This window comes from Staphylococcus sp. NAM3COL9, from assembly GCF_001431205.1.
In the GTDB taxonomy this organism is placed as follows: Bacteria; Bacillota; Bacilli; order Staphylococcales; family Staphylococcaceae; genus Staphylococcus.
Genome location: NZ_LGPC01000007.1, coordinates 1 through 10,814 on the forward strand (window position 1 = coordinate 1; position 10,814 = coordinate 10,814).

Genomic DNA, 10,814 nt, shown 5'->3' on the forward strand with positions numbered 1-10,814 from the left:
GGAAGTTGATTTAACCCATTGGTTTCAGCAGGCATCATAATTGCTGAAACAGATAACATCAACAAGATATAACTAACAATAACAACCCACAAAGGCGTGTCCACATTTAATCTACTCATCACATACATTGCCCCACTTAGCACAATTGATGCAGGAATCATCAAAACACGCGGGCCAAATTTATCAAATAGATATCCCATCAACGGCGACATTGCCCCATTAAGTAAACTACCCGGCAGTAAAATTAACCCCGCAGTAGCTGCAGTTAAAGCCAATGGCCCTTGCATATAGATAGGTAAAATTATTTCTGAAGCAAACATCGTCATGATGATTATTAAAAACATTAAAATAGCGTGTGTATACATAGGATATTTAAATACTCTTAAATCTATTAGGGGCTCTTTTAAATTGAACTGTCTTATTGAAAATAAGACAATTCCAATGATTCCAACAGTTATTGGAATTAATACATTTAGACTTAAAAAGCCTGATTTACTTTCTCCAGCACTACTAAAGCCATATATAACAGCCCCAAAACCTATAGTTGAAAAAACTAATGATAAATAATCGATTTTAGGTTTAGTAACTTCTGAAACATTAATTAAAAATTTAGACGCAAATGCAATTGAGAATATTGAAAATGGGATTACCATAATAAATAAAGAACGCCAACCTAGATATTCAACAATAACTCCAGATAGCGTTGGCCCAATCGTTGGCGCAAACATGATAACAAACCCAACGATTCCCATGATTTTTCCACGTTTAAAGGGGGGATAAATCAGCAAAAATACATTAAATATAATAGGCAAAAGCATCCCAGTCCCGATTGCTTGAATGAACCGTCCAATAAGGAGTATAGAAAAGGCTGGCGCCGCCGCACAAATTATTGTTCCAAGAGTGAAAATGGTCATAGTACTTAAAAATAACTGTCTTGTCGTAAACCACTGCAACAGCAACGCAGAAATCGGTGCTACGATTCCCATAATCAACATAAACCCTGTCGTCATCCATTGTACAGTTGGTAAGGTGATATCAAATTCTTTCATCAAAGATGTAAGGGCAATATTTAATAATGTTTCATTTAATATAGCAAAAAAAGCTCCAATAATTAGTGAAAATATAATCGGTAATGTTTTAAAATTTGGATCATCTGCTAGATATTCATATTTTTGATGCTTGTTATTGTTCATGTTAAGGCCCTCTCTGTCATAAATATTTAAATTAACTAAAAATTTTAATCATCTGCTTAATACTTATGAAATGTATTTACGGTACATATTAAGAATGATGAAATTTATATAAGTGCCTTCAATTAAAATGACCATTTATTTATTCTCCTGATTTAAGGAATTACAAATTTCGAAAACGATTCTTTCCATTTGTTGCATTTGTTCCATGTCGAGGTATTCGTACATTATAGAAAACCAAAGACCATCACTAATTAAACGCAGTTTTAAAATTTCATCAGGATTGCCTTCGTCTAGTGCAAATCTTTCCTGCCAAGTCTGCGTAACATCCTTCCATAGTTTCAAACTATTTTTATCTTCGCGAGAAGAAATTAAAACCGCTGTTAACTGTGTGTTATTTGATTCACGTAAACAGTCAAGGGTTGCCATAGCATATGCTCTGGTGAACTTATAAGACCCTGAAAGCATAGAAATGTGATATTCTATGGCCGTTTCAAATTCTTCTATAACCATTTCATTCATTTTTTTTATTAATGTTTCTTTATTATTAAAGTGGTATAAGACACCACCTTTAGTGATATTTGCCTTTTTAGCTAAATAATCCATGGTCAATTTATGCATACCATCTTCTTGTATAATCTTTGCTGCTAAACTTAATAATTCTTGCTTTTTATTGATTTGATTCACGCCCTAATCTCAATTTTACTATACTTACCGTTCAGTATAGTGAATATAACACGGTATTTTTGTTTGGTCAACGTAATGAGTTGTTATCGAAAGGTTAAAATATTAAAAGCCACTTCTTTTCAAAGAAGTGGCTTAATCGTTTCAAAAGCAAATTCTGTCTCACTTACAATTATTTTAAACACCCATTCTCATACGCCCTAATCGTACAAATAGAAACAGTATTTCACAAGAATCTTTAAATGTTTAATCAAGGTAGGCTCTAATGACACAAAAAGATACCACTAAAAAAGTGATTAGAATTTTCCAACAAACACTTGCTTGATATCGCGGTCTAAGGTTTATGATTGAAATATATTCAAAGGAGGTTATATAATATGGGTAAATTTAATAGTTTAGAAGACAAAGTTGTAGTTATTGCTGGTGGTGCTAAGAACCTTGGCGGCTTATTAAGTACTACTTACGCTAAAGATGGGGCTAAATTAGTAATCCATTATCATGATGAAAAGTCTTTAGATGATGCTAAAGCTACACTTTCAAAAGTTGAAGAGTTAGGTGGAGAAGGTACATTATTTTCTGGTGATTTAACTAAGGTTAGTAATGTCCAAGCTTTATTTCAACATGCTGAAGAGACGTTTGGAAAAGTTGATATTGCAATAAATACAGTAGGAAAAGTACTTAAAAAACCTATTTCAGAAACGACTGAAGAAGAGTTTGATAGTATGGCAGACATCAATGCAAAGTCAGCTTATTTCTTTATTAAATATGCTGAAAAGGCTATGAATGATAATGGCAAAATCATCACTCTAGCCACTGCATTGCTTGCTGCTTATACAGGATTTTATTCAACTTACGCTGGAGGAAAAGCTCCCGTCGAGCATTATACACGCGCAGCATCATCAGAGTTTATGGATAGAGGGATTTCAGTTAATGCAGTGGCTCCTGGACCAATGGATACACCTTTCTTCTATCCTCAAGAAGGCGAAGATGCTGTGGCATTCCATAAATCCCAAGCACTTCATAATCAACTTACAAATATAGAAGACATCGCGCCGATTATTACTTTCTTAACTTTAGATGGTTGGTGGATAAATGGACAAACATTATTTGCAAATGGCGGTTATACGACACGCTAGTTAACTTTAAAGAATAAGGAGGTCATTTTGATATGTATTACTTTTTAGCAATATTTAAAGAAAATGAAACAGATATTAAGATTATTACGGAAGAAAAGGTCATAGATGATAAGAACGTATCTTTGCCAAGTAATAATTACGTTAAATCTTTAGCTGAAGAAATAATTGAGCTATCTCATCAAAATAATTTATTCCATAATGACATTAAACGAATTGGTTTAAAAATAGATGATCCTGAACTTATTGGTTATAACACTGTGGAGTCATTAAAGAGTGATATGGTATCAACATTTGGGTTTGAAGCTATTATCCATAATGACTATGAAGATTTACTAGTTCAACTTATTAAATAGACCAAAAAGGTGACTTTATAAAGTCACCTTTTTTAGGAGGTAAATTATGCAAGTAAAGCAAGTAGCCGATAATTTAGGCATCAGTGAACATACTATTCGATACTATGACAAAGCAGGGCTTTTTCCATTTGTTACCAGAAATAAGAATGGCTATAGAGATTTTTCAGTAGAAGACCTATATTGGATTGAATTTATAAAATGTATGCGTCAGACACATATGCCTGTATCAAAGTTAAAAGAAATTGCTGAATTGTATCATCAAGGAAGTTCTACCAAAATGAAACGAAAAGACATATTTTTAGAACATCAAAAAAATTTAATAGAACAAAAAAGACTTATAGATGAAGGTCTTAAAGTATTAGAAGAAAAATTCAAATTATTGGAAAACGAATAAGAGAATCGAGGTATACTATGAAAAAACAAGCTTTAATAATTATATCATCAGCAAATGAACTACCATTAAATAATCCCACTAAACAAAAAATAGACACAGGATTCTTTTTAGTTGAAATGGGAAAAATATTGGACACTTTTAAAGACGATTATGAATTTATTTTCGCTACGCCAAATGGCGAAAAACCGACATTAGATATTAATGGGGAATCTTTAAGTATGCAAGCTGGAGAAAAGCTAGGCATTGCGTCTGTGAAAGAAAAATTTTATAAAGATCCCACTAATTATCGTCAAAAGAATACCAAACTTGTCGACCGCAGAGAAAAGGAATTAAACACTTTATACGATTTACTTGGAAAACTGCCTGTATCGCAAAATTTGAGTAACACAGATGAAGAGACGAAAGAATTTAGAAAACAGATTGTTAGAAAAATGGATGACTTAGAAGAAAAGAAATTTTATTCTTTAAAAGAATTATTGGAAAACAATGCTGATAATAACAATGATTTTAGTTTTGAAAATTTATCATTCGTGCACCTACCTGGAGGGCATGCGCCTATGGTAGATTTCTTAGATAACCCAGAATTAGGCGAAGTGTTAAATCAATTGTCAGAACAAAAAGTCATCACTTCTTTAATATGTCATGCGCCCATTGCTTTAACGTCTGCTAGACTCAGAATTGATGATAAAGGTAAACCGTATAATTATGACAAATCATTATACGAAGGCGCCCATATAACTACAGTACCTAAAATAGGTGAGTTGTTCATGTTAATATCTGGGTACCCTAAAATAAAAAATAAAAAGACGCGGTTACACTATTACGTAGATAAAAAGTTAATTTCCTATAATTTCAATGTTAAAACAACAAAAAACTTTACAAAATCGCTTGTTGTATATGATAAAACCAGAAAATTATTAACTGGTAATGGACCACAAGCTATAGATGATCAAACAGATAAACTGAAGGAAATTTTACCTAAATAATTAAAAGACCAGGTTTAGGAGTGGAAAAATGAAGAAAAGAGAAGTCAGCATGACAGAATTATTTTTCGATTTAATATTTGTTTATATTTTATCTACTATTAATCAGACTGCAGAAGGCATTTCACATAATTTAATGTCTTTAGAAGAACTAGGAAAAAGCTTCATGCTTTTTCTCGTCTTTTTCTCTATATGGGTTTACCGTACACTTTTAGTTAATAGGTTCTTCAATCAAAAATGGTATCAATACATCTTTGTGTTTATAGATATGTATTTAATCGTTATATTGTCTAAAGCTATAAATAGCGATTTTCAACAAACATTTCTTCCATTTGTTTTAATGTCAGCCTTGGTATATCTAAGTATTTTTATACAATACTTCATTAATTATAAATTTACCAATGCGAAAGTAGATATGAAATTGGTTAAAGTTTATATGATTGGTTTATTATTAACAATTATTCTTTCTATAATATCTATAATGTTGCCATCACCGATTAATTTTAGGGTGTATTTTATAGGAATTTTTATCGTAGCAGTCTTTCCGCTACTCTTTTATAAGACTTCATATCGTAACCCTATATTCTTTAACCATTTGACTGAACGATTAAGCTTATTAGTGATTTTATTATTTGGTGAAGGCCTAGTTTTATTAATACAAAATATTGAATTGACCCGCTTAAATATTTTATATGCATTATGTTTCGCCTTTATTACGTGTTTATTTGTTATATATGTTCATCACTATAAATCAACAGATAAAAACACAACAAACAAAACAGGATTCACAACAATTTATGTACATTTATTATTAATATTTTCATTAGATATGATGTTTTTAATTATGAATAAACTGTTATCTCATGAACATCTGAATACATCTGAAATATATGGATTCATACTATTCTTAGTTTTATTTATAGTCAGTATATTAACAAATATAGGCTTACATAAGGAGAAAGCATAAATTGCTCTTTATACTTTTCTTTTTATAGTTCTTTAACTTTATAGAAAAAAATTACGCGTGAGATATTATATTAAAATAAACTGCAAAAATCCTTCAGTTATAGCTGAAGGATTTTTACAATTTATTAGAGAAACTTTATGCAATAGAAAATGATATCCTCAATTTTATATTGAGAGATTTTGTATCACAAACAATCTTTTAAAAGAATATTTGTATCTTACTCCCTATTCAGAAGTTAAAGAAGTACTAAATCAATTAAAAAATAAAAAACTTGCTGTGTTTTCAAACGGTTCACATGATATGCTAGACCCTCTAATTGAGAAATCTGAATTATCAGGTGAATTTGATCAAATAATTAGTGCTGACGAAGTAAAACATTTTAAACCAACTATCGAGTCATATCATTATGTATCACAAATTTTAGAAGTCAAACCAGAAGAAGTGTTATTTATGTCTTCAAATGGATGGGATATATCCGGTGCAAAAAATTATGGTTTTCAAACCGCTTGGATAAATCGTCAAAATCTTCCGATTGAAGAATTGAATTTAGAACCCAACATCATTTATCAAGATTTAAGTGGTATATTAGAATGGAAATAAAATATAAAAGAGGGGGCTTAAGAAAATCATTTCTTAAGTCCCCTCTTTTATACTATGAAAATTAAAAATCACTTTTATTTATTTTTAGTAATACCTTTTTAAAACTTTCAATTTCCTCATTAGTTAGATTTGAAAAGTAGTCATTATTGAGTTGATTGGCTATTTTTTCTAATGTCGGCCATAAGTCTTTTGCTTTATCTGTACTACTAATTAACACAGTTCTTCTGTTTTCATTATCAGTTCTACGTGTTATCAGCCCTTTTTTTGACATCTTATCTAGTATTCCAGATATTGTTGACGGTTCTAAATTTAAAGTATTACCAATCGCTTTAGGTGTATTTAATTTACTATTAATTAAACAATTCAAAACACCATATTCTGCCGGAGTAGTATTGTAAGGATTTAATAAACTTTTAAAATGTTTAAACACTTTATTCTGTGAAGTACTTAGTAAATAATTTATACAATTATCTAATTCCATAATTAAAACCTCACTTAAATTAATAATATTGACTAGTTTATTATATCATGATACATTCTAGCAAGAAATAGTTTTGTTACAAAAATATATTATGCCAAAATTATTATGAAAGAAGGCTAATAAATGTTCAATGCGCTAGTAGTGAAAAACAGTAAATCAAACGTTAGTTATAAAGTAGAAACCGTTGATGAATCTCATTTATCGGAGGGGGATGTATTAGTAAAAGTGGAGTACTCTTCTATAAATTATAAGGATATGCTCGGTTTGCAATATAAAGGCGGCGTAATTAGAGATTATCCTATGATTCCTGGTATAGATTTTTCTGGTATTGTTGAATCAAGTTCGAATGAAAAGTTTAAAGAAGGCGATAATGTTTTAGTTACGGGTTACGACGTTGGTATGACACATACGGGCGGATTCTCAGAGTATGCCCGGGTGCCAGGAGAATGGATTATTCCACTACCCCAAGAGATGTCTATTAAAGAATCTATGGTATACGGTACAGCCGGTTTTACCGCAGCATTATCCATTTTTGAATTAGAAAAACAAGGAATGAATATAGAAGCACAACCTGAAATTTTAGTGTCTGGTGCTACAGGTGGTGTGGGCAGTGTTGCTATACAAATTTTACGTAAAATTGGATATGAAAATATTACTGCTATCGTAAGAAAAGAGAAACAAATAGAAATAGCAAATGATTTAGGCGCAAAACAAGCGATAATAATTGAAGATGATAACAAACCACTTAAAAAAGGCACTTTTGATTATTTCTTAGATACAGTAGGTGGTAATGTAACATTATACGGTTTAAAACGTCTAAATTATCAAGGTGTTGCTACCGTATGTGGAAATGTAGCAGGAAATTCACTTAACGCTAATATTTTACCGTTTATTCTTAGGGGTGTTAAATTAATTGGTATTGATTCTGTATATGTTGAACATAATATACGTGAAGATATATGGAGTAAGTTAGCGAACGAATGGAATATAGGAAATTCACTTCTATATAATGAAATTGGATTTGAAGAATTTTATAAAACGATAGATCAGCTTTTAAAAGGACAACATTTAGGTAGGACTATTTTAAAAGTGTAATTTTTTGAAATAGTTCACAATAGGAAGGGCTCTACAAAACATCTAATTGTAGAGCCCTTCCTTACTTTTTATTTAGTTAAAATAGCCTATTTTATATAATATTCAAAATGATAATATATATTTACTCTTAAAAACATACTAGATTATTTACTAGTTCTGCTATTTCATATTAAATATTTTCTAATTATAGAATTTGATTACTTGGACGAATAATAAATTCGTTAACAGACGCATTTTCAGGTTCATTAATTGCATAGCTAATTGCTCTTGCAATAGCATCTGGTTTAATTGCATCTTCATATAATTCGTCTACGCCTTTTTTAATCTCTTTATCACTAATATGATCTGTTAATTCAGTATCAATAGCTCCCGGAGAAAGTATAGTAGTTCTAATCTTTGAACCTACTGTTGCTTCTTCTTGTCTTAACCCTTCTGTTATAGCTCTTACCGCATATTTTGTTCCACTATAGACAGCGCTTCCTGGGAATACTGCATGACCTGCTACAGAAGCCAAGTTAATAATATGTCCTGAATTTTGTTTTCTCATATAAGGTAAGGCAGCACCGATTCCATATAATACACCTTTTATGTTAACATCTATCATTTGATTCCATTCATCTTGTTTGTTTTTATCTAAGAAAGATTGAGGCATAAGACCAGCATTGTTAATTAAAACATCTACACGTCCAAAATCATTATATGCTGTTTCAATTAATGTATTAACATCCTCTGCATTAGTGACATCTGTTTTTTGTATACTCACATTATCACCAATTTTTTGTTGGATTTCTTCTAACTTATCGATACGTCTTGCACCTAAAACAAGTTTAGCTCCATTTTCAGCGAGTAGACTTGCTGTTTCTTCACCGATACCACTAGATGCTCCAGTTATAACTACTACTTTACCTTTTACATTATTCATTATATTACCTCCTTATGTTACGAAGAACTAGTATAGTATTAATTATATTCATTAGTAAAACGAACTGTTTTAAATTTGTAATAAATATAATCTCATTGCATTAACATAAGAATTCGTTATAAAAAGACATATTAAAAGAGCATCATTCTTAAAATCAAATACTGTCTATATAAGGAACATTTTTTCTTGTTGGATTGCTATGTCTTATTGTTTAGCCATACCTTTTTAAAAGGTATAATTATTTGTTGAATAATTAATCTATTTTTTTCGGAGTGGCTCGGTAGACAATAAACGATAAGATAACGGCAATAATGGATATAGCAAAACTAATAAAGTAAACGAGTTCAACTCCTGCAACCATTGCCTGATTTATTGTGTCAGGATCTTGTGGTTTTCCAGAATTTTGTAAAAATCGAAGCTGTCTCGCATTCATAATACTAACAAATACTGCAACACCAATTGCTCCAGCAACCGGTTGTAAAGTTGTCATCACTGCAGTCCCATGTGGATATAAGTGTTTGGGAAGTTGATTTAACCCATTGGTTTCAGCAGGCATCATAATTGCTGAAACAGATAACATCAACAAGATATAACTAACAATAACAACCCACAAAGGCGTGTCCACATTTAATCTACTCATCACATACATTGCCCCACTTAGCACAATTGATGCAGGAATCATCAAAACACGCGGGCCAAATTTATCAAATAGATATCCCATCAACGGCGACATTGCCCCATTAAGTAAACTACCCGGCAGTAAAATTAACCCCGCAGTAGCTGCAGTTAAAGCCAATGGCCCTTGCATATAGATAGGTAAAATTATTTCTGAAGCAAACATCGTCATGATGATTATTAAAAACATTAAAATAGCGTGTGTATACATAGGATATTTAAATACTCTTAAATCTATTAGGGGCTCTTTTAAATTGAACTGTCTTATTGAAAATAAGACAATTCCAATGATTCCAACAGTTATTGGAATTAATACATTTAGACTTAAAAAGCCTGATTTACTTTCTCCAGCACTACTAAAGCCATATATAACAGCCCCAAAACCTATAGTTGAAAAAACTAATGATAAATAATCGATTTTAGGTTTAGTAACTTCTGAAACATTAATTAAAAATTTAGACGCAAATGCAATTGAGAATATTGAAAATGGGATTACCATAATAAATAAAGAACGCCAACCTAGATATTCAACAATAACTCCAGATAGCGTTGGCCCAATCGTTGGCGCAAACATGATAACAAACCCAACGATTCCCATGATTTTTCCACGTTTAAAGGGGGGATAAATCAGCAAAAATACATTAAATATAATAGGCAAAAGCATCCCAGTCCCGATTGCTTGAATGAACCGTCCAATAAGGAGTATAGAAAAGGCTGGCGCCGCCGCACAAATTATTGTTCCAAGAGTGAAAATGGTCATAGTACTTAAAAATAACTGTCTTGTCGTAAACCACTGCAACAGCAACGCAGAAATCGGTGCTACGATTCCCATAATCAACATAAACCCTGTCGTCATCCATTGTACAGTTGGTAAGGTGATATCAAATTCTTTCATCAAAGATGTAAGGGCAATATTTAATAATGTTTCATTTAATATAGCAAAAAAAGCTCCAATAATTAGTGAAAATATAATCGGTAATGTTTTAAAATTTGGATCATCTGCTAGATATTCATATTTTTGATGCTTGTTATTGTTCATGTTAAGGCCCTCTCTGTCATAAATATTTAAATTAACTAAAAATTTTAATCATCTGCTTAATACTTATGAAATGTATTTACGGTACATATTAAGAATGATGAAATTTATATAAGTGCCTTCAATTAAAATGACCATTTATTTATTCTCCTGATTTAAGGAATTACAAATTTCGAAAACGATTCTTTCCATTTGTTGCATTTGTTCCATGTCGAGGTATTCGTACATTATAGAAAACCAAAGACCATCACTAATTAAACGCAGTTTTAAAATTTCATCAGGATTGCCTTCGTCTAGT

The 10,814-nt window shown here is 31.2% G+C and carries 11 protein-coding genes and 1 pseudogene; 7 read left to right on the forward strand and 5 right to left on the reverse strand.

Features of this window, described 5'->3' with window-relative positions; all coding sequences use genetic code 11:
- Both ACA31_RS01785 and ACA31_RS01790 read right to left on the reverse strand, forming a co-directional pair.
- Positions 1-1,193: DHA2 family efflux MFS transporter permease subunit (locus tag ACA31_RS01785; RefSeq protein ID WP_057511678.1), on the reverse strand; the 1,193-nt coding region annotated here is incomplete at its 3' end.
- A 135-nt stretch (positions 1,194-1,328) separates the two neighbouring features.
- A complete protein-coding gene (locus ACA31_RS01790) occupies positions 1,329-1,877 on the reverse strand; it encodes a TetR/AcrR family transcriptional regulator (protein WP_253721350.1) in 549 nt (182 codons plus the stop codon).
- Positions 1,878-2,251: 374 nt separating this feature from the next.
- Between ACA31_RS01790 and ACA31_RS01795 the strand changes: the two genes are divergently transcribed.
- From ACA31_RS01795 to ACA31_RS01820, 6 genes and pseudogenes are all read left to right on the forward strand, one after another.
- Positions 2,252-3,010, forward strand: coding sequence for an SDR family oxidoreductase (locus tag ACA31_RS01795; RefSeq protein WP_057511679.1), 759 nt, complete (start codon positions 2,252-2,254; stop codon positions 3,008-3,010).
- Between the two features lie 32 nt (positions 3,011-3,042).
- Positions 3,043-3,363: a hypothetical protein gene (locus ACA31_RS01800; RefSeq protein ID WP_002508641.1), complete on the forward strand. Its 321-nt coding sequence runs from the start codon at positions 3,043-3,045 to the stop codon at positions 3,361-3,363.
- A 46-nt stretch (positions 3,364-3,409) separates the two neighbouring features.
- On the forward strand, positions 3,410-3,757 hold the full coding sequence (locus ACA31_RS01805) for a MerR family transcriptional regulator (RefSeq protein WP_057511680.1): 348 nt from the start codon (positions 3,410-3,412) through the stop codon (positions 3,755-3,757).
- 17 nt (positions 3,758-3,774) lie between these two features.
- On the forward strand, positions 3,775-4,743 hold the full coding sequence (locus ACA31_RS01810) for a type 1 glutamine amidotransferase domain-containing protein (protein WP_057511681.1): 969 nt from the start codon (positions 3,775-3,777) through the stop codon (positions 4,741-4,743).
- Between the two features lie 28 nt (positions 4,744-4,771).
- Entirely contained in the window at positions 4,772-5,707 is a 936-nt protein-coding gene (locus tag ACA31_RS01815) for a low temperature requirement protein A (protein WP_057511682.1), read from the forward strand.
- Positions 5,708-5,902: 195 nt separating this feature from the next.
- A pseudogene (locus ACA31_RS01820) lies at positions 5,903-6,307 on the forward strand (HAD-IA family hydrolase); the annotation flags it as partial.
- A 61-nt stretch (positions 6,308-6,368) separates the two neighbouring features.
- Here ACA31_RS01820 and ACA31_RS01825 read toward each other — a convergent pair.
- Positions 6,369-6,788 (reverse strand): MarR family winged helix-turn-helix transcriptional regulator, encoded by a 420-nt coding sequence (locus ACA31_RS01825; protein ID WP_057511683.1) that lies wholly within the window; start codon positions 6,786-6,788, stop codon positions 6,369-6,371.
- A gap of 123 nt (positions 6,789-6,911) precedes the next feature.
- On the opposite strand from ACA31_RS01825, the gene ACA31_RS01830 reads away from it, so the two are divergent.
- Positions 6,912-7,883 carry an oxidoreductase gene (locus tag ACA31_RS01830; protein WP_057511684.1) on the forward strand — a complete coding sequence of 324 codons (972 nt, stop codon included), beginning with the start codon at positions 6,912-6,914 and terminating at the stop codon, positions 7,881-7,883.
- Between the two features lie 184 nt (positions 7,884-8,067).
- Here ACA31_RS01830 and ACA31_RS01835 read toward each other — a convergent pair whose 3' ends face one another.
- On the reverse strand, positions 8,068-8,805 hold the full coding sequence (locus tag ACA31_RS01835; protein ID WP_031867995.1) for an SDR family oxidoreductase: 738 nt from the start codon (positions 8,803-8,805) through the stop codon (positions 8,068-8,070).
- 253 nt (positions 8,806-9,058) lie between these two features.
- Positions 9,059-10,519, reverse strand: a complete 1,461-nt coding sequence (locus ACA31_RS01840) for an MDR family MFS transporter (protein WP_057511685.1) — start codon at positions 10,517-10,519, stop codon at positions 9,059-9,061.
- Between the last annotated feature and the right edge of the window lie 295 nt (positions 10,520-10,814).

What these genes read in the sequence shown, in the direction of transcription:
- ACA31_RS01795 (WP_057511679.1), top strand. Translation starts at nt 2,252, where the DNA reads ATGGGTAAATTTAATAGTTTAGAAGACAAAGTTGTAGTTATTGCTGGT.
- ACA31_RS01800 (WP_002508641.1), top strand. Translation starts at nt 3,043, where the DNA reads ATGTATTACTTTTTAGCAATATTTAAAGAAAATGAAACAGATATTAAG.
- ACA31_RS01805 (WP_057511680.1), top strand. Translation starts at nt 3,410, where the DNA reads ATGCAAGTAAAGCAAGTAGCCGATAATTTAGGCATCAGTGAACATACT.
- ACA31_RS01810 (WP_057511681.1), top strand. Translation starts at nt 3,775, where the DNA reads ATGAAAAAACAAGCTTTAATAATTATATCATCAGCAAATGAACTACCA.
- ACA31_RS01815 (WP_057511682.1), top strand. Translation starts at nt 4,772, where the DNA reads ATGAAGAAAAGAGAAGTCAGCATGACAGAATTATTTTTCGATTTAATA.
- ACA31_RS01825 (WP_057511683.1), bottom strand. Translation starts at nt 6,788, where the DNA reads ATGGAATTAGATAATTGTATAAATTATTTACTAAGTACTTCACAGAAT.
- ACA31_RS01830 (WP_057511684.1), top strand. Translation starts at nt 6,912, where the DNA reads ATGTTCAATGCGCTAGTAGTGAAAAACAGTAAATCAAACGTTAGTTAT.
- ACA31_RS01835 (WP_031867995.1), bottom strand. Translation starts at nt 8,805, where the DNA reads ATGAATAATGTAAAAGGTAAAGTAGTAGTTATAACTGGAGCATCTAGT.
- ACA31_RS01840 (WP_057511685.1), bottom strand. Translation starts at nt 10,519, where the DNA reads ATGAACAATAACAAGCATCAAAAATATGAATATCTAGCAGATGATCCA.